The 2,237-nt window shown below is 52.5% G+C and carries 2 protein-coding genes; both read left to right on the plus strand.

All coding sequences use genetic code 11. From position 1 onward, the window contains the following. Positions 1-365 precede the first annotated feature (365 nt). Positions 366-1,652: a chloride channel protein gene (locus tag E1919_RS27050; protein ID WP_162056514.1), complete on the plus strand. Its 1,287-nt coding sequence runs from the start codon at positions 366-368 to the stop codon at positions 1,650-1,652. A gap of 410 nt (positions 1,653-2,062) precedes the next feature. Continuing rightward, positions 2,063-2,237 (plus strand): SulP family inorganic anion transporter (locus E1919_RS27055; protein WP_262888754.1); only part of this gene is annotated, 175 nt, incomplete at its 3' end.

Raw genomic sequence — 2,237 nt, forward strand, 5'->3', positions numbered from 1 at the left:
AAAATCAATGAGGACTTCGAATGGTCGTTCCTGATAACACCCGTGGAGCTGGGGGTGTTGGTAAACTACCTACTACTCAACACCTGCCAGCCAGATGGCGCAAGGTGGATAAAGGATATAATTTCAAACAAAACGTGTGCGGCAAAGACAGTATTCAGGTGCTGCTGAGTGTGAAAAAAGCCTCGTACATTGCCTCTTTATCTTAAGATCTGTTCTAAGCGAAACCGCTCCACGGCCTGAAATTCAGGGAATAGCTTTGTTCCTTTCAGCAGGAGGTGACGTTACCGGGAAAACTTCCCTTCAGGCCAGCGGCAAGTAAAGGATGCTGGACGGAGAGGTTTGCTTTGATTCCGTATCTTTGCCGGATGGATTTTAAGAGAAGAAGGCTGGCGGTAACGCTCCGCAACCAACTCAACTACCCCCTGCAGTTCAACCCCTTTGTCTTCAGCAAGATTTTCCTGCTGTGGGTGGCCATCGGCATCATAGGCGGCATCATAGCCGGCTCCTACTGGATCGTGCTAGAGGGCCTGCTGCACTTCCTGGCCCAGTTCCAGGGGCTGTATGTGATTCTGGTAATGGCTGGTGCAGGCTTGCTGGCGGGTCTGATCATACATTTTTTAGGAGACCCGGGCGAGATGGACCTCATCGTTAACAACGTCCGCTTCAAGGGCGGTAGGCTGGAGCCAAAGAACAACCCGGCCATGATTCTCTCTTCGTGGCTGTGCATTGCCAGTGGCGGCAGTGCGGGTCCGGAGGCACCGCTCGTGCAGGTGGTAGGCTCTACCGGCACCTGGATTGCCCGAAAGCTCAAGATTAGGGGTGAGGACCTGCGCTCCCTCAGTATCGCAGGCATGGCCGCGGCTTTCACGGCCCTCTTCGGCGCACCGCTTGGCGGCACCTTGTTTGCCCTCGAGATTCTGCACCACAAGCATGTGGTGGAGTATTACCAGGCGCTGATTCCGGCTTTTGTCGCCAGCTGCTCCAGCTACGTTATCTTTATCCTCATCACCCACATCGGCATCGGCCCCACCTGGGCATTCCCTGTTTACGCTGCGCCTGAGCTCAACGACTTCTTTTACGCCATGCTCTATGCCCTGGCCGGAACAGCGGCAGGCTGGCTGTTTATTTTTACGGTGCGGCAGTGCCGTGCCGTGTTCAAAAAATTCCGGGTTCCCATCTACGTGAAAATGACAGCAGGGGGTCTGCTGATTGGCACCATCGCCTACTACGTGCCCCTTACCCGCTACTTCAGCCACGATGAGCTGAACATGCTGCTGGAAGCGCAGTTTACCCTGGAATACCTGCTGCTGCTGCTGGTGGCAAAGATTCTGGCCATTGCCTTCACGGTTACCTCCGGCTGGCGCGGCGGCTTCATTATTCCGCTGTTTTTCGTGGGCGCGACCGTGGGCATGGTTGTCCATGCTGCATTCCCGGGGCAGAACCTGCCGCTCATCATGGTCAGCTGCATGGCCGCCATCAACGCCTGTGTTACCCGCACACCTATCAGCACCATCATTCTGCTCTCCACGCTCACGGGCTTTCATCAATTTATACCCATCATGTTTGCCAGCCTCACAGGCTTTTTCCTGGCTCCTAAAACTCCGCTGATCAACGCGCAGTTGGGAGTAAAAGAGGAAGTAAGGGTGGATTAGTAGGGTAACTAACTTAATTAGCTGCTGCCTGCCTCCTGCCGTTGGTCTTTGTTGCCTGGCTCCTTACCGGGCGGTTGGTAACCAATTAGCCTTGTTTACAGCACCGATGAGTTTGCTAACACTACTTGTCGAAGGGTAGCGCTGAGCAGTTAATACACCCAGCTCCTTCACGCGCTTCTGAATCCGGCGCAGAAGCACTTAAAACTTTTTTTATAGAGCAGCAAGCCCTATAGGAGCAGTTATCCATAAACTTGGCAACAGCCCCCTTTGGACCATAAGACCTGAGTTAATCTGATTTGAATTTTGTTTTAATTTGACTTTAATCTAATTTTTATGTGAGCGGCTTAATTTAACCCCTCGTGCTTACCACAGAAGGTAAGCAAAAGTATATAATATGTTCATTTATTTTTATGGAAGAAAAGTATAATGATGTCACGGCCAATCTGTCCAAAGACATCCCTGCCGGGCTGGTTGTGTTTTTTGTTGCCTTGCCTCTGTGTCTGGGCATCTCCCTTGCCTCAGGGGCGCCCCTGTTCTCAGGTGTTATAACCGGTATTGTAGGAGGGCTCGTGGTGGCGTGGCTGA

The sequence above is a fragment of the Pontibacter pamirensis genome, from assembly GCF_010015475.1.
GTDB classification, from domain to species: Bacteria; Bacteroidota; Bacteroidia; order Cytophagales; family Hymenobacteraceae; genus Pontibacter; species Pontibacter pamirensis.